Origin of the sequence: Mycetocola zhadangensis (assembly GCF_003668565.1) — a bacterium.
Classification (GTDB): domain Bacteria; phylum Actinomycetota; class Actinomycetes; order Actinomycetales; family Microbacteriaceae; genus Mycetocola_A; species Mycetocola_A zhadangensis.
Genome location: NZ_RCWJ01000001.1, coordinates 1194611 through 1211745 on the forward strand (window position 1 = coordinate 1194611; position 17135 = coordinate 1211745).

Genomic DNA, 17135 nt, shown 5'->3' on the forward strand with positions numbered 1-17135 from the left:
GTCACGACGACTGGTCCATCCACCACTCGGTGAAACTGCGTGCTCGACCGTTCGCGTCGAAACTGATTACCCAGAGGTTCGAGTATGTCGGTCCGTCCCGATAGGTCGTCTTGCCTTCGACGACTGTGACAGCATCCGTTTCGGCAATCACCGACCAGGTGAATTCAGCCGTCCCTGGTAGGTCCTGTCGCTCGAGCCATCCGTCGACAATGGCATCGACACCGCGCCATGGCTGGACCCACGGCTCGGTGCGATACTCGGCATCCTCGGTGAAGAGCGCGCGAATGTCGTTTGCTCTGTTGCTCTGCCAGGCTCGGAGGTAACCGTTCAGCCATTGGTCGATGTGCGAGGCCATCCTCCCGGTATAGCGCAGCTCACCGGGAGTTGGAAGCCTGGCGACGTGCGGGATGGACCTTCGCGGCCGAACAATCAACCCCTGTGATTTGCCGAATTCGCCGGGCTACGCTGTCCGCAACGCTGGTGGGAAACGCCGGCAGGGAGGCAGGCGAGAATGGCACACGCACCGCGTCGAGGACGGCGAGCGACGCTGACGAAGAATGTAGCACAGGGGGTTCACCGACTCGAGCACGCCTACGTGAACTGTTACCTCATTGAAGACGGCAGGTCCATTACCATCGTCGACGCCGCCTTTCCGTCGACCTGGGCACCGCTACTGCTGGCCCTCGACGAGATCGGATACAAACGCACAGACATCGAAGCGATCGTGCTTACCCACGCCCACTTCGATCACATCGGCTTCGCCGCCCGGGCACAGGCGGAGCTGCGGGTGCCGATCTGGGTGAACCGCGCTGACGAGCATCTTGCCGCCCACCCCTACCAGTATCAGAGGGAACGCACACCGTTTGTGTATCCGTTGCTTTACCCGGCGGCGATACCCGTACTCGCGGGCATGACGGCGGCCGGCGCGCTTGCCGTCAAGGGTGTGGAGAACGTCGAGTACCTTCCAGAGAGCGGCATGCTCAATGTGCCGGGTCAACCGCAGATTATTTTCACCCCGGGTCACACGTTCGGCCACACCGCATTGCATCTCGCCGGTCGCGGCGCGTTGCTCTCCGGAGACGCGCTCGTCACCCTCGATCCGTACAAGGGTTCCCGTGGTGCTCAAATCATCGCCGGCGCAGCAACTGCCGACTCCGTTATGGCCCTCGACACACTGACGGCGCTCGCCGACACCGATGCCGAACTTGTTCTGCCCGGCCACGGCGACCCGTGGTCAGGCGGTGTCCGTGCAGCTGTCGACGCGGCTCGCGCTCTCGGGGCGTCCTGATAACACCATGATCACACCGGTTCGCGGCGATATCACGACGATGCGAGTGGACGCCATTGTCAATGCGGCAAACACGTCACTGCTCGGCGGAGGCGGTGTCGATGGAGCAATCCACCGCGTTGGAGGCCCCAAGATTCTGGCGGCTTGCAGGGAACTGCGAAGAACCACGTTCCCGCGCGGACTGCCAACAGGGGAAGCTGTGGCGACCACAGCGGGACGATTGCCGGCGAAACACGTGATCCACACGGTCGGTCCCATCTGGGACCCGAATGAGGATCGCTCGCAGCTTCTGGCATCCGCATATCGAAACAGCCTGCGCGTTGCTGACGAACTTGGCGCCGAGACCATCGCCTTTCCGGCGATTTCCGCTGGCGTGTACGGCTGGCCGCTCGCGGATGCCGCCCGGATTGCGGTTCGGGCGGTCCGCGAGGTCGACCCGCCGATGGACGTCACATTTGTGCTGTTCTCAGCGCAAACGCTCGAGGCGTTCCGGGCAGCTCTCGATGTCTAATCGGTCAGCTCGGCGATGAGCACGGAGTGCGGCGCCAGCTGAATGATGCCTTCTCGCCGATCACGGACCGCGTCGCCGTCAGATGCGAACGAGAGCAGTTCCGCGCCAACGGGTGCTGAAACCGTGTGCTCCTGCTCGTCGAAATTGATCACGATCGCCACGCTGCCGCGACGGAGCACCAGCCAGCGCTCGTCCTCGTCGAACTCGACGCTCGTCGCACCGAAGCGCGGATCCAGCAGGTCAGGGCGCGAGCGTCGAAGTGCGGTCAGCTCGCGGTACCAGTCGAGCAGCCGGGCCGAGTCCACGTCTTGAAGCTCATCCCAGTTGAGCTTCGAATTCGCGAAGGTCGATGGTTCTTGCGGGTCAGGCACAACGTTCGGGTCCCAGCCCATACGCTCGAACTCCGCGATGCGTCCCTCGGCCGTCGCCTTCCCGAGCTCAGGCTCCGGGTGGGAGGTGAAGAACTGCCACGGCGTCTTCGCACCCCACTCTTCACCCATGAACAGCATGGGCGTGAACGGCGACGTGAGGGTGAGCGCCGCTGCGATGGCGAGCTGGCCTGAATCGAGGCTTGCCGACAGTCGGTCGCCGGTAGCTCGGTTACCGATCTGGTCGTGGTTCTGGTTGGCGACCACGAGGCGCCAGGCCGGCATCCGCTCCGTGTCGATCGCCCGACCGTGGATTCGGCCGCGGAAGCTTGAGAACGTGCCATCGTGGAAGAACCCGCGGGTGAGCACCTTCGCGAGGGCAGACAGTGGCTCGAAGTCCGCGTAGTATCCGGTGGTTTCCCGGCTGAGGGCGACGTGCACGGCGTGGTGGAAGTCGTCGCTCCACTGGCCATCGAGCCCATATCCGTTTGCCTCACGCGGGGTGATGAGCGTCGGATCGTTAAGGTCAGACTCGGCGATGAGGGTGAGGGGGCGGCGCACAGCAGCGCTCAGGGCGGCGACCTCCGTCGCCATCTCCTCGAGCAGATGAGTGGCGCGGGAGTCGACGAGCGCGTGCACGGCGTCGAGGCGGAGTCCGTCGACGTGATATTCGTCGAGCCACATCAGGGCGTTCTCAAGAATGTAGTTACGCACCTGATCGGAGTGTTCTCCATCGAGGTTCACCGAGGAACCCCAGGTGTTGCCCGGGCCATCCGTCAGGTACGGCCCGAACTTCGGCAGGTAGTTTCCGCTCGGTCCGAGGTGGTTGTAGACAACGTCCTGGATCACTCCGAGGCCAGCGGCATGGCAGGCATCGACGAAGCGTTGGTAGGCGGCCGGGCCCCCATAGTTCTCCGACACCGTGTACCAGAGCACTCCGTCGTAGCCCCAGTTGTGGGTTCCATTGAAACCGTTGACGGGGAGCACTTCAACGAAGTCGACGCCAAGCTCAACCAGGTGGTCGAGCCGGTCAATCGCCGAGTCCAGGGTGCCATCCGGAGTGAACGTTCCGACGTGCATCTCGTAGATCACTCCCCCGGCAAGCTGACGCCCGCTCCAGGCAGAATCCTTCCAGCGGTACGTCGCCGGATCGTAGGTACGAGAAAGCCCGTGGACGCCCTCCGGCTGCCGCAACGATCGGGGGTCGGGAAATGGTCCTTCTCCGTCGATGAGGAAACCGTAGTCGGTCTCGGAACCCACATTCAGACTGTCGGATGCCGGTACCCACCACGCGTCCCTGCCCCGTGTCATCGGGATTGAAGAGTCCCCGAGCACAAGATCGACCCGGCTTGCGGCCGGCGCCCAAACGGTTAACGGCTCGCGGTGGCGTCTGCTGATCATTCGGAATCTCCCAAGAGTGCTGTGAGGTCTGTGTTGTCAGGGACGAGGAGCGCGACCGGGTACTGTCGCAGCAGATCGGCGAGCCGGAGGGTGCCGCCCGCGTATCGTTCCCCGGTGAACGCATCGACGAGAGGTCGACCGGCGACGACGATCGTGGTGTCACCCCAGCCGCCCTTGTTCTCGAGCCCCACGGGAAGGCGGGTGGCCACGGTGAGAGCCTCGCCACGGTCGAAGGCGACGACGTGATCGGCGGCTGAGCCGTACGCGGGGACCGGCAGGTAGCGGGAGAACCACTCGGGACGATCCCGTCGCAGCCGAAGCGCGCGAGCGGTGACGAGGAGTTTTGCCGCACCGGTCTCGTCGATGGGCGGAAGCCAGCCACGGTCGACCCGTGCCAGAGATTCACGTCGCAAGGCGAAGTCGACCGAACGGCGGTTGTCCGGGTCAACGAGTGACGTCTCCCAGAGTTCGCTGCCCTGATAGACGTCGGGCACACCGGGAGCGGTGATCTGGATGACCTTGGCCGCCAGCGAATTAGACCACCCCGCCTGCGCCACAGTGTCGACGAAACCTGTGACGATCTCGTGCACTTCGGCGTTGTCGAAGACGGCGTCGATGAGACCGTGCATGGCCGATTCGAACTTCTCGTTCGGAGCGGTCCATGTTGTGGACGTTCCGGCCTCGCGGGCAGCCTTTTCGGCGTACGCGTGGAGCCTCTCCCGCGACGCCGGCCATGCCCCGAGGACCGCTTCCCACAGCAGCTGCTCGAACGGACCGTCGCCGAGCGGCGCGAGTTCGCGGAGCCGGTCCAGGGTCGCTTCCCACTTTTCCGGTATCTCGGCAATCACGGAGATACGACTGCGCACGTCTTCACCGCGTTTGGTGTCGTGGGTGGACAGCGTGGTGAGTGATGCCGGTAGCGTCGCCTGGCGAGACTGCTGGCGGCGGTGAAATTCAGCGACGTCTATCGCGAACTCGCCCGGGTCAGCCCCAACTTCGTTGAGCGACGTGAGTCGGCTGAACCGATAAAACGCCGTGTCCTCGACACCCTTTGCCATCACCATGCCGGAGGTTTGCTGGAACCTGACGGCGGCCGGATGCTTCGGGTCGGAGAGCACGGGATAGAGAGCCTCGACACGCGAGGCCAGCTCGGGTCGGCGGGCGGTCGCTGAGCGAGCCGCCTCCGCGAGGTGCTCCTCGCCGAACGGCAGGTACGACCGATAGACGGGGAAGCAGGCAAGTATTTCGGCAAGCGCGTCGTCAGCACCGTCGATTTCCGGCACGAGCCGCGCCAGCCGAAGCACCTCAGACCGCAGAATCCCGTCGGCGATGTGGCGCTTGTTCTCGTAGATCAGCTCGGGCCAGACGTCGTCCATCGACGCCTGCGTGTCCTCAAGCCTTCCTTCCAGTGCGTCAAGGCGGCTACGTCCGGCCGGGTCAACCAGGACCCGGTCGATGTCGCCGAGTGCGTCATAACCCGTCGTTCCCGCTGCGGCCCAACTGGGCGGCATTCCCTCATCACCCTCAAGGATCTTCTCCACGAGGACATAGATGCCGCCGGTTGCCTTGTGCAGGTCATCGAGGTAGTCGCCGGGCTGTGCGAGACCGTCCGGGTGATCAACACGGAGCCCGTGAACGAGATCTTCCTTCACCCAGCGGAGGATCTCGGCGTGCGACTCGTCGAACACCCACGGAACCTCCACGCGGATGCCGGCGAGAGAGTTGACGGCGAAGAATCGTCGGTAGTTCAGGTCAGAGTCAGCCTTGCGCCAGTTGATCAGTTCATAATTCTGGCGGGAGTGCACCATACGCGCGTCTGCACCGTCATCCGCCGTACCTGGCGCGATGGGGAAGCGATTGTCGTAGTAGCGCAGCTCACCATCGACGAGCGTGAGTTCGTCCAGTTCGCCGTCTCCGTCACCGAGAACCGGGATCCGGATCTTGCCGCCACCGGCTGCCCAGTCGACGTCGAACGCCTCGGCATATCGCGATTCCTGCCCGTGGGTAAGCAGGTCCCACCACCAGGCGTTTGTCGCGGGAGTAGCAACGCCGACATGGTTGGGCACGATGTCAACGAGGATTCCCATGCCGGACTGCCGAGCCTTCGCGGCGAGCCGTTCAAGCCCTGCAGCCCCACCCCGAACCGGGTCGATGTGGGAGTGGTTGACGACGTCGTAGCCGTGGTCAGACCCGGCCTCGGCCTCAAGCAACGGCGACAGGTAGAGCCAGTCGGCACCGAGGCTCCGGATGTAGTCAGCCACCTCAGCTGCAGCATCCAGATCGAACGACTCCCGGACCTGAAGCCGGTACGTGGAGACGGGAATCCTCATGTCGCTCAACTCACTGCTCCCGGTTTCACTTCGGTGCTCGAAGTGGTCTGGGACCCGCTCAGGACCGCAAGCGATGCGGCGACCGAGTGATCCGGTTCAACCTCAGGGGCTCGGTAGGCGCGCATGACAAGAAGCGATCGTGCCTTCACCGTCTGGATTGCTCCTGCTGGACGCGCGACGCTGTCCGCTCCTTCACCGGCGGTGTCGACAACGATCTCCCATTCGGGAGAATATTCCATTGGCGGAAGCGTGAATTCAGCGTCCTCAACGTCAGCGTTGAAGTAGAGCAGGAAGTGCACATCGCTGACGTTCTGACCGCGCGCATCTCGTTCACGGATACCCTCGCCGTTAAAAAACACACCGACGGTCCGGGCCAGGTTCTCGTCCCAGTCTTCAGGCTGCATTTCCATGCCGTCACGGTTGAGCCAGACGATGTCGGGAAGCGGTTCGCCTTCGGTGCGCCGTACCGGGCGACCGTCGAAGAACCGGCTCCGGCGGAACACGGGGTGTTCCTTGCGCAGTCGGGCCACGGCTGAGGTGAACTCGATAAGCGGAACGTCAACAACGTCCCAGTTCAACCATGTCAGCTCGTTGTCTTGCGCGTACCCGTTGTTGTTTCCCTGTTGGGTTCGGCCGAGTTCGTCGCCATGAAGGATCATCGGCACACCCTGCGAGAGCAGGAGCGTCGCAATCATGTTGCGCTGTTGCCGCGCCCTCAGCCCAAGAACTTCGGGGTCGTCCGTGTCGCCCTCAACGCCGGAGTTCCACGACCGGTTGTGTGACTCACCGTCGTTGTTGTCTTCACCGTTCGCATCATTGTGCTTCTCGTTGTAGGAGACAAGGTCGCGCATGGTGAAGCCGTCGTGAGCGGTCACAAAGTTGATCGAGGCGACCGGCCGGCGGCCGGAGTGCTCATAGAGATCGGCTGAGCCGGTGATCCGTGAGGCGAATTCACCGAGTGTTGACGGTTCTCCGCGCCAGAAGTCACGCACCGTGTCGCGGTACTTTCCGTTCCACTCGGTCCACTGGGAGGGGAAGTTTCCCACCTGGTACCCGCCGGGGCCGACGTCCCATGGCTCCGCGATGAGCTTCACCTGGGAGACGATGGGGTCTTGCTGAACGAGCTCGAAGAAGGTCGACAGCTTGTCGACTTCATAGAGGTCGCGAGCCAGTGCAGACGCCAGGTCGAAGCGGAAGCCGTCGACGTGCATCTCGGTCACCCAGTAACGAAGGGAGTCCATGATGAGCTGAAGCGAGTGCGGGTGGCGCACGTTGAGTGTGTTGCCCGTGCCTGTGTAGTCGGTGTAGTAGCGCTTGTCGTTATCTTCGAGTCGGTAGTACGCCTCGTTGTCGATTCCACGGAATGAGAGGGTCGGTCCCATGTGGTTGCCTTCGGCCGTGTGGTTGTACACCACGTCGAGGATGACCTCGATGTCTGCGGCGTGAAGGGATTTGACCATGCCCTTGAATTCCTGCACCTGCTGGCCGATCTCGCCGGTCGCCGAGTACTCGTTGTGCGGAGCAAAGAACCCGATGGTGTTATATCCCCAGTAGTTCCGGAGGCCTTTGTCGAGGAGCGTCGAATCCTGGACGAACTGGTGCACCGGCATCAGTTCGATGGCGGTGACGCCGAGTCGCTGGAGATGCTCGATCGTGGCGGGGTGAGCGATACCTGCGTAGGTGCCGCGCTGCTGCTCCGGGATTTGCTCGTTGAGCTTCGTCAGGCCCTTGACGTGGGCTTCGTAGATCACGCTGTTGTTGTACGGGGTCTTCGGGTGGCGGTCGCCCGACCAGTCAAAGAAGGGGTTCACAACGACGCTGAGCATCGAGTGCGCTGCGCTGTCTTCGTCGTTGCGAGAGTCTGGGTCACCGAAGTTGTAGGAGAACAGCGACTGGTCCCAGTCATAGGATCCGCACGTTGCCTTGGCGTATGGGTCAAGGAGCAGCTTGTTCGGGTTGAGCCTGAGGCCCCTCTCGGGTGCGTACTCGCCGTGGACACGGTAGCCGTATCGCTGGCCGGGCTGTGCCTCAGGCAGGTAGCAGTGCCAGATGAAGGCCTCGGAGTCCCGCACTTCGATTCGCGTTTCTGTGCCGTCCTCGTCGAAGAGGCACAGTTCGACTCGTTCCGCCGCTTCGCTGTAGATCGCGAAGTTCGTGCCACTTCCGTCGAATGTGGCACCAAGCGGGTACGCGGTTCCAGGCCAGCTTTCCATCGGTCTCCTTGTGGGGGCTCCACCGAGCGTCAGATCGCACGGGTTTATCAAATCTAGTTCGTCTCTCGCTGTGCGACCCTGTGATCGCCGGGTCTAGCTTTCCGGCCGTTCGGATGGTATGGAGCTTCCGCAATCGAGAACGCGCAGTTGGCACAAGCCCTTGTAATGTCCAACGCTGGCGGGTTTCATGGGAGTCGCGGCACCGACGTGAGGGACGGGCCTTTCGATGCGGTGTGAGCCTGTCGAAGAGGAGGGACAAGCGAGTGTTGGATTCACAAGCACGGAAACTAGCTGAGCTCTGGCGCCGAGAGGGCAAATTCTCCACGGTGTTCATCGACGCGAACGGACTGTCGGACGGACCAGGGCAGGACGCGGAGTCCCGGCGTCGACAGGTGAGCGACGACCTCGCGCGGGCGGGCGCTCCAGAGCGAGATCTCGCCGCTGTCGAGTCGATCCTCGCTGAGCCGACGGGCCAGGGAGGCCCACTCGCGCGGTTCCTCGCAGTGCACGATGGCGAACCGGTGATCGACGAGGTACTCGCCGGACCGCGCGCATGGCCGGAGAGCACCGGTTACCTGAGCGTCCCTGACCTGCTCCCCCTCGTGCGGTACCGCCAGAACGACGTGGTCTATCTGGTGGTTGAGGCAAGCAGGGGCACGGCTGAGATTCATGCGTATCGGGCGTCGCACCACACCGCCCTGCATTCGGAGAGTCTGGAGGGGCGAACAGACAGCTTGAAGAAGGTTCAAACCGGTGGCTGGGCGCACAGCCGGTATCAGCACCACTCGGAGGAGATCTGGAAGCAGAACCAGAGCCAGCTGGCTGGTGCTGTGGACGAGCTCGTCCGCCAACTCCGCCCGCGGTTTGTCCTGCTCGCTGGCGACATGCGAGCCGTGCAACTGCTGACCGAGGAACTGTCCCCTGCCGCTCGCGAGATCAGTCGCCCGGTTCCGGCCAACGTCCTCGCTGCCGGTTCTTCACGGAGCGCCCTTGAGCTCCGCGTCTCAGAGAAACTCGAAGAAATTCGGAGACAGGACCAGTCTGCGGCGCTCGACCGGCTGTCGGCCGGAGACTTCGAGAACGGCGCGGTCGGAATCGGTCCTGTGGCCCACGCCCTCCAGCAGAGCCAGGCGGACACGATCCTGATCGATGAGGCACCCGCCGATGGGCGGGTTCTTCTCGCGCTCGCGTCTGAACCGTGGGTTGCGACAGCGCCGGAAGAAGCAATGGGCGCTGAGGTGCTTGAGCCGGTCCCAGCGCTCCTGGCCCTGGTGCGGGCCGCCGTTCTCACCGAGTCAAAGATCATGTTCGTCGATCACGGTGTGTTGCCGAGGTCAGCGGATGTCGCGGCCGTTCTGCGGTGGCCGACCGGCCCGGCCATTCCTGGCACGCCGCGCTGGCAACAGGAGCAGGACGAAGCCTCGCGTGCCCAAACTCAGGCGAACGCATGAGCGCGCTGAACCAATTGAACAGCCGAGAGAAGGTTAAACATGAGTGAAACCGAGAATGCGAACTCCCACAAGAACGGCACAGCGACCGGTCCCGGGGCGTCGATCGGTGAGCGCATCACCGGCGTATATGATTCACGCGACCCCGATGGCCTGATCACGCTCAATGACCTTCCCGACCGGAACGGCGACGCGAGCGACCTCAGCGACCTGGTGCGCAAGGCGAGCCAGTACGGCAACCAGCAGGAAGGCACGGCGGGCACAACACGAGAGAACTGACCCGCGAGCGCAACCTCTTGCAAGCGCGACTGTCACCGCCCTACTGTGAGTCGAATGCGCGACACAGTGAGAAAACCAACGCTTTCGACGGGACGGGATACCGGGGCAGCCCGGTCCGTCGCCTCGATGTTCGCGGTTACCGGGGCTATCCACTTTCTTCGACCATCGGTTTTTGACGCGATAGTTCCGCGCCTGTTGCCCGGTTCGAGCAGGTTCTGGACGGTGTCCTCCGGTCTCGCCGAATGGGCGCTTGCCTGGCTCGTCGCCACCCGAGCCACTCGCAGCATAGGCGGGCTGTTATCGGCGGTGTTTCTGGTGGCCGTATTCCCGGCGAACGTCCGCACGGTCCGCGTGGTGCGCGCAAAGGGCACCCCGGCGCTCCTGGCCGCCCTGGCCAGACTCCCCCTGCAACTCCCCCTGATCGCGCTCGCCCTGCGGGTGGGACGGAGCGAATCATGACACTCACCCCCACCGGGCTTCTCGGCGGCGCCATCGCCGGCATCTTCGACACCCTCCGCATTGTTCGACGTCCTCGTCCGATCCATCCACACGGCATAGCACTCCGCGGGACGCTCCGCTGGCTCACTGACCGGGCCCCCGCCGGCATCGACTTCATCGATCATCCGCACACCAGCGAACTGCCTGTGACAGCACGGATCTCCCGCTCGGTCGGCGTTCCGTCGCCGCTCCCCGACGTCATCGGGCTCGCCCTCCGCTTCGAGACAACGAACCGCCCCGCCGACGTGCTGTTCGCGTCAACCGGGTTCGGTGTGCCGTCCCGGTTCTGGCTCGCTGCCCACCGGTCACCGTCGCGGGCACGACTGACCACGCTGATGCCGCTACGCACACCGAACGGCCCGATTCTCCTGGCCGCACGCACGCTCGAGCCCGAAGACCTGCCGACCGACCCCGACGAGCTTGCCCGTGCCCTCGACGAGACCAGCTGGCGACTGAAGCTGTACCACGCGCAACCGCTTGGCTTATGGCATCCGTTCGCAATCGTGGAGTTGTGGCGTGAACCGGGAGCCGTCGACACAGCCGAACGATACGACCCCGTGCGGCACCCGCTGCCCGGCACCTCAACATACGCCTGGGAACGCAGGCTCCGCGAACCTTCGTACCTGAGGGTGCAACGCCGCAGCCAGAGGGAGTCGAGATGAACAGTTCTGATCTGCTGACGGATGCTTTCCAGCGCGTTTCCGAGAGCGTCCACAGTGCCGTGAATGGCCTTGATGCGCCGACACTTCTCGCGCGCGTGGATGACGAGTCGAACACGCTCGCGTGGTTGATCTGGCACCTCACCCGAGTGCAGGACGACCACGTGGCCGAACTTATGGGAACCGATCAGATCTGGATTTCGGCGGGCTGGGTCGACAGGTTCCGGTTGCCGTTTGCGCCGGAAGACACCGGGTACAGGCACTCGAGCGACGACGTCGCGGCTGTAGTGGTGAGCTCGCCCGAACTGCTGCTCGGATACTTCGATGAGGTGCACGAGCGAACCGTGCACTTCGTGCGCGGGCTGGACGACGGTGACCTCGACCGCGTGGTCGACGAGAAATGGGATCCGCCAGTCACCCTCGGTGTTCGACTCGTCAGCGTGATAGCCGACGACCAGCAGCACGCCGGTCAGGCAGCCTTTCTCCGCGGCGTGCTATTACGGTCGCACGGCTAGGCGGCGTCATCGGATACAGGGCCACAGGCCAGCAGCGCGAGCATGGACAGCTGAGTGAGACGTCTGGTTCCATCGCATTTCGGTCTCGGACTTCTTTCCGGTCCCGTACCCTCGGTCCCGGGTTGGAGAATGTCTCCTTCACAAGCGGAACTGTCGCCGCCCTTTCTGGGAGAGTAAGGCATGGCTCAAATCATTGTCTACGGACATAAGTCGGCGCTTGTCCCTCGCATCGCATCACTGTCCGACGCGATCCACACGGCGGCGGTATCGGCGCTCCAGCTGCCGGTCGAGAAGCGATTTCACCGTTTCATCCCCCTGGATCCCGAGTACTTTCTCGCGCCCTCGGATCGTTCGATCGATTACACCATCATCGAAGTCAGCATGTTCGAGGGTCGCACGACGGCGACAAAAAAGGACTTCATCCGGCAGATGATCAGCAGTGTTGCTGCGATCGGCGTCGCCGGCAACGATCTTGAAATTACGATCACCGAGACGCCTCGGGCGAATTGGGGAATTCGAGGAGTGCCCGCTGACGAGTTACAACTCACCTACCCAGTGAAGGTCTAAGCATTCGCGCACCTGCAGCACGGCGTCAGGCAGCGTTTCTCCGTGGCGTGCTGTTACGAACGCACGGGTAACCGGCGCGGATCGCGATGCCGTGCTGTTATCGCTGACGTCGAGCGAGCCGGCCGAGCGCAGCGAGCGGGATCGGCAGCCAGTCCGGACGGTTGCGCGCCTCGTACACCGCCTCATACAGCGCCTTATCCATTTCGAACGCGTCAAGGAGTTCTCTGTGGGTGCGGAGGTCGTTTCCCGAACGCTCGATGTAGCCGCTGAGGAAGGCGTTGCGGGAGGCGCGGGTCCAGCTTTGGGCGTCCTCGGTGCTGCCGAGCGAGCCGGCAACGTAATCGAAGCTGCGCAGCATGCCGGCGACATCGCGCAGGGCGAAGTCGAATCGAGAGCGTTCCTCCATCGGCCGCATCGGTTCTCCCTCGAAATCGAGGAGAACCCAGTGCCCATCTGAGGCGAGCAGCACCTGGCCCAGATGATAGTCACCGTGGATGCGTTGGAGGGGCGGCCAGTCGAGTGACGCTGTCGATGCGTAAAGAGCCTCGATGGTGTCCCGGAACTCGTCAATCGCCGGAACCTCGTCGATGGCGAGCAGCAGCCGGGATCGCCAGCTGGCGAGGGTGCTGTCGATTTCATCTCGGCTGGGAACTGTCGTGCCGAGCGACCCGGCCAGAAGTGTGTGGACCTCGGCGGTGACGGTGCCGAGTGAGTAGGCCCGTTCGGTGAAGTCATCCATCTCCTCGGCCGAGCGCAGGGCGAATCGCCACGCGTCTTCGGACCCTGCGAGAAACTCTTGTGCGAACGCAAGGTGCCCAAGCGCGCGCCCGTTGGCCCGCCCGATGTCGTTCCACTCGCCTACAACCGCCCCGATCGACTGGGGAACGTTGGGTGAACCGGAGGCGGCGAGCGCCGCCTGGAGAACAACGTCAGGGTTCTCACCGTGGTGGAGCGCGCGAAACACTTTGCAGATGACACTGTCGATGCCACTATCAGTGACCACCGAGTAAATGATGGACGTGTTCGACTGCTCGCCGCGCAGAACACTCGAGGACAGGATTTCGGAGAACTCGATTGCTCCGAACACCTGGCCGTGTGCTGTTGCCCCGTGTGCGGTCGCTTCGGTGCTGGCGCTGATCATTCTGAGCAGCGCCGTTGCGTATGCGGGATCGTGTGGTCCGTCGTAAAGGTATGTCGTACCGTTCTCGGTCGCAACCTCGGCGATCAGGGCGTTCTCGGCTCCGTCGAGGGGCTCAGCCCTCTCGGTCACGGGCACCTGGTACAGCACGGGCACCCGGGCGGAGAAGTCCATGATCAGGTGGGTGACGATCCTCGGGCCGTCAGAAGGAATCTCCCAACTGCCGATCGACTCGAGACGGGGAACCCGCCCCTTGCTTGCAAACCAACGTTGGGAAACGACCCAGGGCGAGATGTATTCGAGCGGACTCGTCGGCGAGGACATAAAGGAAGACTATTGCCTTCGCGGTTTCGTGGCCGTCACACAGCCCGGGGGTTGACAGGTGGTTCAGTTCCCGGCAAGTGGCGCCGCATGCGCATTTCACAGACCCCATAGACCAGCGCGTAGAGCAACAGGGTGACGAGGAGCCCTGGCGGAAGCAGCCAGGCAGCGACCCGGGAGAAGTCGAGCTGGGACCAACTCAGGGCAAGTGCCACCAGAATGAATCCGAGACTGACCATTTGTGCCTGGAAGAGGATGCGGAACGCACTCCAGCGCACATCAATGAGCAACCACACATTGACCATCCCGGGCAGGGTCAACGTTGCACCGAGGACCCGGGCGGTGAGCGGGGTCAGGGGCCACGCCCAGGTGTCCAGCCCAAGAGTGGGCACCAGAAAGAGAACGACCCCGACGCCCATGGACAGCAGCCCCAGAACGGCGAGCGCTATCCGCCACCCTGCCGGGATCACAGTGTCGCGCTGAGCCGGCTTTCCCGGGTCTGACCCGGCCTGCAGAACGAGGGCGGCTCCCACCAAAAACGGCGTAGTGATGTAGAGCGCCGTCCAGGCGAGAAAGGACACGTGTCCGGCGTGGAACCTGTCCCAGTGCAGAGCTGTAGCGGCGGCGAGCAGGCCGGCGAAAACGAGCACCGCCGGGAAACCATGCCGCACACGGTGCCACTGGCGCACACGCAGCACGTTTCCGAAGAACCACACGCCACCGAGATAGGCCGACGCGAGGTACATGGCGGTGACACCGGGTTCGATAGTCCACGCGAAATGCTGTTCCGTGTTGGCTGGAGCGACGTAGAGGAGGCAACTCGCGATGATGAGGAACGGCAGAACGAGGATGCTCAGGCCCGCGGTGAATGCCGTGACGGCGTTGTCAGCGCGGACCGCTCTCCCCCTGCGCCGCTCACGCATTGGCTGACTGTTTGTTTACCGGAGCGAGTGGTGGGGGCAGCGCATAGTCAACGGCTTGCGACAGACTGAGCGCCCGACCGGCCGCGCGCGCCGACTCGAACACGCCGGCCCCCTCACCGGCGAGCACACCGTCGACCCATGGTTGGTAGAACGCGAACGTCGGCGCGTTGTACAGCCCGGTTTCTTCGCGCACCTTTTGGGCCGCACCGGTGAGAACTCCGGCCCGTTGGATGTCGCCGCTCGACACTGCAGTGACGATCAGCCCCTCCAGACCATAGGCAATGCCGTCGTCATGCCGCAGTCGCGCTGACTTGGTCAGACTGGATTCGAACGCGGTGCGCGCGTTGTCCATGTCCCCCTGAAAGGCCAGCGCCACACCCAGGTGATGCAAAGCAATGGTCTCGCTCAGCTCGTCCTGCTCTTCTTCGGCGAGCGCGAGACTCCCCCGGAAACGACTGAGCGCCGCTGGAACGTTTCCCGAGAGCAACGCCGTTCGCCCCAGTGCCACAAGCACCATGGCCTGCCCCCAGTTGTCCTCGGCTTTCCGGAACAAGTCCAGGCTGGTTTCCAGCGCGTCCTCCGCGCCCTGCATATCGGGCACGTCAGAGGCCAGCCGGGCCAGTGCGACGGAGACAAGCGCAAGGGCCTGACCCGATGTCGCCCCCTCAGCGCGAAACAGTTCGGCGCTCTCGACGAGTCCTGGAAGGACCTGCCCTGCTGGCTCCTCCCAGAATCCGATGGCGCGGGTGAAGTACAGGGCGACGGCTCGGGTGAACCCCGAGACCGGCGGGTCGGCTTCGAGAACCCGGGTCATCCAGGTGCGAACCTCGCCCAGCCTCCCGCCTACCCACCAGTAGACATAGAGAGTCCAGCAGAAACGCGCCGCCCGGTCCACATCACCCGTCGACAGAAAATAGAGCACAGTGGCGCGGAGGTTGGCGTTGTCATCAGCCAGGCGACTCATCCACTCGCGCTGTGTCGGGCCCTCGAGCGAACGTTCCGCCTGTTGCCCCAGCCGGGAGAAGTACTCGGCGTGCAACTCACTGACCTCGGCGAGGCGCCCCGTCGCTTCGAGCTGCTCCCGAGCGAATTCGCGTACCGTCACGAGTTGGGAAAAGTACGAGCGGGCGACCCTGTCTTCCTGACGGACGAGGCTGTTGTCGACAAGCGTGCCGAGCACGCTCAGGGTGTCTGTGCCTCGGCCGGGACTGTAGACAGCTTCGGCGGCCTCAAGCGAGAAACCGCCTTCAAAGACACCGAGGGTTGCGAGGAGTTGTTTCTCGTCCTCCCCAAGCATCTGGGTGCTCCACTCGATCGTCTTCCTGAGGGTTTGCTGGCGGTCCGGGAGGTCGCGGAGCCCTCCGCTGAGGAACGGTAGCAATCGATCGAGCCGCTCAAGCATGGCGGCCGGCGTGAGCAGCCGCACCTTCGCCGCGGCAAGCTCGAGCGCCAGTGGCACACCATCGAGCCGGGTGACGAGCGAGGCAACCGCGGAGGCGTTGGCATCCGTTATCTGAAAATCGGGCTTCACAGCCCTGGCCCTCTCGGTGAAGAGGGCAACCGACGGAGCCGCCAGGACATGCTCGGCCGTTGTGGGACGCCCGGGCACGGGCAACCTGAGCGGGCCCACCTCGAAGCTGCGCTCGGCAGAGACCCGCAAACGAGTGCGACTCGTGACGAGAACGGTCAGGCCGGGTGAGCTCACCAGCAGCGCGGCCAGACGTGGCGCTGAGTCGACCACCTGTTCGAAGTTGTCCAGGACGAGCAGAACCCGGCGATCCCGGATCGCGACGACGAGCTTCTCTTCGAGCGACCCGTCTCCGGTGTCGCGAACCCCCAGAGCCCCTGCAATGGTGGCGAGCACCGCTGTCTCGTCGTGGACAGGTGCAAGGTCGACGAAGCACACCCCTCCGGAGAACGCATCGGCGACGTGCGACGCGGCTGCGATAGCCAGTCGGCTCTTGCCGATACCCCCTGCGCCGACGAGGGTGACAAGGCGAACGGCCGGGTCGCGCAACAGGGACTCGACAGTGTCGAGCTCGGTCGCCCTGCCGATTAGCTCGGTGAGCGGAGCTGGCAGGCCGGAGCGCGCGGTCGTGGCTTCGTCGACGTCAGCAACCGTCGTCACCTGCCCCAGTGCGAAACGTTCGGCCAGCAGGATGGCGAGATCGGCCTCGACGTACTCGCCGACCTCAGCGGGCTCGGTGAAGTACTTGAACGAGGCCATGTCGTCCGTGCGGATCCTGTCGAGCAATTCGACCAGTCGCGGCTCCCGGTGAGCTGACTCCTTGATGTAGATGAGCTTCGGCATTGACCGCGGTGCGAGCAGGTACTCGTCAGCGAGCCCTGAGACCTCCTCCCCTGGTGCGACCCAGCCATAACGTTCCCAATACAGGCCGACGAAGACGTCGCTCTGCGCGAGGTACGCACGGTAGAGGTCCCTTGGCGGATGCGGCCTGGCCCCAAGCTCGAACATCACCGGTGCCAGGTGCAGGCGCTCGATGGCCGCCCTCGCCGTCACACGCTCAGCGGCGAGTTCCTTCAGCGTCGAGCTGACAAAGATGCGCAGCCTCTGGTCGGGGGTGCGGATCGTGCCGGGCTGTCGATCCATGCAGGAATTGTCGAACGTGAGACACCCTCGCGTCCAGCCCCCGCCGCTCTGGAGTCCAGCGCCGC

At 63.9% G+C, this 17135-nt stretch carries 15 protein-coding genes; 8 read left to right on the top strand and 7 right to left on the bottom strand.

The window, feature by feature from the left end:
- Nucleotide 1 precedes the first annotated feature (1 nt).
- Nucleotides 2-355: a nuclear transport factor 2 family protein gene (locus D9V28_RS05750; RefSeq protein WP_121658682.1), complete on the bottom strand. Its 354-nt coding sequence runs from the start codon at nt 353-355 to the stop codon at nt 2-4.
- Between the two features lie 156 nt (nt 356-511).
- Here D9V28_RS05750 and D9V28_RS05755 point away from each other — a divergent pair, with 156 nt between their 5' ends.
- Together D9V28_RS05755 and D9V28_RS05760 are read left to right on the top strand one after the other, a co-directional pair.
- Nucleotides 512-1288, top strand: coding sequence for an MBL fold metallo-hydrolase (locus D9V28_RS05755; RefSeq protein WP_121658683.1), 777 nt, complete (start codon nt 512-514; stop codon nt 1286-1288).
- Between the two features lie 7 nt (nt 1289-1295).
- A complete protein-coding gene (locus D9V28_RS05760; RefSeq protein WP_121658684.1) occupies nt 1296-1799 on the top strand; it encodes an O-acetyl-ADP-ribose deacetylase in 504 nt (167 codons plus the stop codon).
- Here the strand turns inward: D9V28_RS05760 and treZ are convergent.
- From treZ to glgX, 3 genes are read right to left on the bottom strand one after another with little or no spacing between them, the layout of a single operon-like run.
- Entirely contained in the window at nt 1796-3568 is a 1773-nt protein-coding gene (gene treZ / locus D9V28_RS05765) for a malto-oligosyltrehalose trehalohydrolase (RefSeq protein WP_121658685.1), read from the bottom strand. The two genes, D9V28_RS05760 and treZ, sit on opposite strands and share 4 nt — an antisense overlap.
- A complete protein-coding gene (gene treY, locus D9V28_RS05770) occupies nt 3565-5898 on the bottom strand; it encodes a malto-oligosyltrehalose synthase (protein ID WP_121658686.1) in 2334 nt (777 codons plus the stop codon). Before treY ends, treZ begins: the two co-directional genes overlap by 4 nt.
- A 5-nt stretch (nt 5899-5903) precedes the next feature.
- A complete protein-coding gene (glgX, locus tag D9V28_RS05775; protein ID WP_121658687.1) occupies nt 5904-8111 on the bottom strand; it encodes a glycogen debranching protein GlgX in 2208 nt (735 codons plus the stop codon).
- A 263-nt stretch (nt 8112-8374) separates the two neighbouring features.
- On the opposite strand from glgX, the gene D9V28_RS05780 reads away from it, so the two are divergent.
- From D9V28_RS05780 to D9V28_RS05805, 6 genes are all read left to right on the top strand, one after another.
- On the top strand, nt 8375-9562 hold the full coding sequence (locus tag D9V28_RS05780; RefSeq protein WP_147440918.1) for a baeRF2 domain-containing protein: 1188 nt from the start codon (nt 8375-8377) through the stop codon (nt 9560-9562).
- Nucleotides 9563-9601: 39 nt separating this feature from the next.
- Nucleotides 9602-9838, top strand: a complete 237-nt coding sequence (locus D9V28_RS05785) for a hypothetical protein (RefSeq protein WP_121658689.1) — start codon at nt 9602-9604, stop codon at nt 9836-9838.
- A gap of 54 nt (nt 9839-9892) precedes the next feature.
- Nucleotides 9893-10297: a DoxX family protein gene (locus D9V28_RS05790; RefSeq protein WP_121658690.1), complete on the top strand. Its 405-nt coding sequence runs from the start codon at nt 9893-9895 to the stop codon at nt 10295-10297.
- Nucleotides 10294-10998, top strand: a complete 705-nt coding sequence (locus D9V28_RS05795; protein WP_121658691.1) for a hypothetical protein — start codon at nt 10294-10296, stop codon at nt 10996-10998. The genes D9V28_RS05790 and D9V28_RS05795 overlap by 4 nt, the downstream gene beginning before the upstream one ends.
- Nucleotides 10995-11510, top strand: a complete 516-nt coding sequence (locus tag D9V28_RS05800) for a mycothiol transferase (protein ID WP_121658692.1) — start codon at nt 10995-10997, stop codon at nt 11508-11510. Before D9V28_RS05795 ends, D9V28_RS05800 begins: the two co-directional genes overlap by 4 nt.
- A gap of 180 nt (nt 11511-11690) precedes the next feature.
- A complete protein-coding gene (locus tag D9V28_RS05805; RefSeq protein ID WP_121658693.1) occupies nt 11691-12077 on the top strand; it encodes a tautomerase family protein in 387 nt (128 codons plus the stop codon).
- A gap of 97 nt (nt 12078-12174) precedes the next feature.
- On the opposite strand, the gene D9V28_RS05810 is transcribed toward D9V28_RS05805, so the two are convergent.
- The 3 genes from D9V28_RS05810 to D9V28_RS05820 are packed head-to-tail and all read right to left on the bottom strand — an operon-like array spanning nt 12175 to nt 17070.
- Nucleotides 12175-13539, bottom strand: a complete 1365-nt coding sequence (locus D9V28_RS05810) for a maltokinase N-terminal cap-like domain-containing protein (RefSeq protein WP_121658694.1) — start codon at nt 13537-13539, stop codon at nt 12175-12177.
- 35 nt (nt 13540-13574) lie between these two features.
- Entirely contained in the window at nt 13575-14459 is an 885-nt protein-coding gene (locus D9V28_RS05815) for a hypothetical protein (protein ID WP_183086433.1), read from the bottom strand.
- Nucleotides 14452-17070 (bottom strand): ATP-binding protein, encoded by a 2619-nt coding sequence (locus tag D9V28_RS05820; RefSeq protein WP_121658695.1) that lies wholly within the window; start codon nt 17068-17070, stop codon nt 14452-14454. Before D9V28_RS05820 ends, D9V28_RS05815 begins: the two co-directional genes overlap by 8 nt.
- Nucleotides 17071-17135: the final 65 nt, after the last annotated feature.

Bases quoted from the DNA above. Each gene is read 5' to 3' on its own strand.
- D9V28_RS05810 (WP_121658694.1), bottom strand. From the start codon at position 13,539: ATGTCCTCGCCGACGAGTCCGCTCGAATACATCTCGCCCTGGGTCGTT.
- D9V28_RS05820 (WP_121658695.1), bottom strand. From the start codon at position 17,070: ATGGATCGACAGCCCGGCACGATCCGCACCCCCGACCAGAGGCTGCGC.
- D9V28_RS05760 (WP_121658684.1), top strand. From the start codon at position 1,296: ATGATCACACCGGTTCGCGGCGATATCACGACGATGCGAGTGGACGCC.
- D9V28_RS05800 (WP_121658692.1), top strand. From the start codon at position 10,995: ATGAACAGTTCTGATCTGCTGACGGATGCTTTCCAGCGCGTTTCCGAG.
- D9V28_RS05750 (WP_121658682.1), bottom strand. From the start codon at position 355: ATGGCCTCGCACATCGACCAATGGCTGAACGGTTACCTCCGAGCCTGG.
- D9V28_RS05790 (WP_121658690.1), top strand. From the start codon at position 9,893: ATGCGCGACACAGTGAGAAAACCAACGCTTTCGACGGGACGGGATACC.
- glgX (WP_121658687.1), bottom strand. From the start codon at position 8,111: ATGGAAAGCTGGCCTGGAACCGCGTACCCGCTTGGTGCCACATTCGAC.
- D9V28_RS05815 (WP_183086433.1), bottom strand. From the start codon at position 14,459: ATGCGTGAGCGGCGCAGGGGGAGAGCGGTCCGCGCTGACAACGCCGTC.
- D9V28_RS05785 (WP_121658689.1), top strand. From the start codon at position 9,602: ATGAGTGAAACCGAGAATGCGAACTCCCACAAGAACGGCACAGCGACC.
- D9V28_RS05755 (WP_121658683.1), top strand. From the start codon at position 512: ATGGCACACGCACCGCGTCGAGGACGGCGAGCGACGCTGACGAAGAAT.
- treY (WP_121658686.1), bottom strand. From the start codon at position 5,898: ATGAGGATTCCCGTCTCCACGTACCGGCTTCAGGTCCGGGAGTCGTTC.
- D9V28_RS05795 (WP_121658691.1), top strand. From the start codon at position 10,294: ATGACACTCACCCCCACCGGGCTTCTCGGCGGCGCCATCGCCGGCATC.
- treZ (WP_121658685.1), bottom strand. From the start codon at position 3,568: ATGATCAGCAGACGCCACCGCGAGCCGTTAACCGTTTGGGCGCCGGCC.
- D9V28_RS05805 (WP_121658693.1), top strand. From the start codon at position 11,691: ATGGCTCAAATCATTGTCTACGGACATAAGTCGGCGCTTGTCCCTCGC.